We start from the raw sequence: 714 nt of genomic DNA on the forward strand, positions 1-714 counted from the left end.
CCCTTCGGCGGACGCAAAATGTCCGGCATCGGACGCCAGCTGGGTGCCGAGGGCCTGGACACGTTCCGCCACACCAAACTTGTCATGATCGACCCGGCCGCCACCAGCCATGACTTCTGGTGGTTCCCGTACCAGGACGATGAAGCCTGGAAGGGTGCAGACAACCAGTCGGCCGAAGCCGTCGAAGAGCAGCCCATCCACCACTTCGCACCTGCCGGGGCCTGACCGCCAATCCAGCGCAGCACACATTAGAGGGAACCCGGTTGCCGCCAGGCCGGGTTCCCTCCCCCCCGGACGTAGCTGATTTCAGTCGAGGCAGCACGCGTCCAAATGATCTGCCGGAGTCTTGCCCACCTTTCCAGCGAGGCTGCAGCTGGGTACAGAGACCCCTAAGTTTCTGACCAACCACATCCCGGCCACCACCCACATTCCTAAAGGAAAACATCATGATCGCCACGATCAACCCGGCCACGGGCGAACACCTTCAGTCCTTCGATGCACACTCGAACCGCCAGGTTGATTCCATCCTGACCACAGCAGCCGAGGCCCAAAAAGCGTGGAGGCTTGTGCCTGTTGAAGACCGGGTGCAAATACTGCGAAACACCGCCAAGATCCTCCGTGAAAACAGCGGGGAATACGCCCATCTCATCACCCTAGAGATGGACAAACCCATAGCCGAGGCCCGTGCTGAAATCGAAAAGTGCGCCCTAACAG

2 protein-coding genes are annotated in these 714 nt (G+C 60.2%); both read left to right on the forward strand.

Annotation, left to right across the window (positions count from 1 at the left end):
- On the forward strand, positions 1 to 225 hold a 225-nt coding region (locus tag AC1U89_RS24500), incomplete at its 5' end, for a hypothetical protein (RefSeq protein ID WP_479902212.1).
- A 221-nt stretch (positions 226 to 446) separates the two neighbouring features.
- On the forward strand, positions 447 to 714 hold a 268-nt coding region (locus AC1U89_RS24505), incomplete at its 3' end, for an aldehyde dehydrogenase family protein (RefSeq protein WP_479902213.1).

It is taken from the genome of Caulobacter sp. 05T431 (assembly GCF_056665975.1).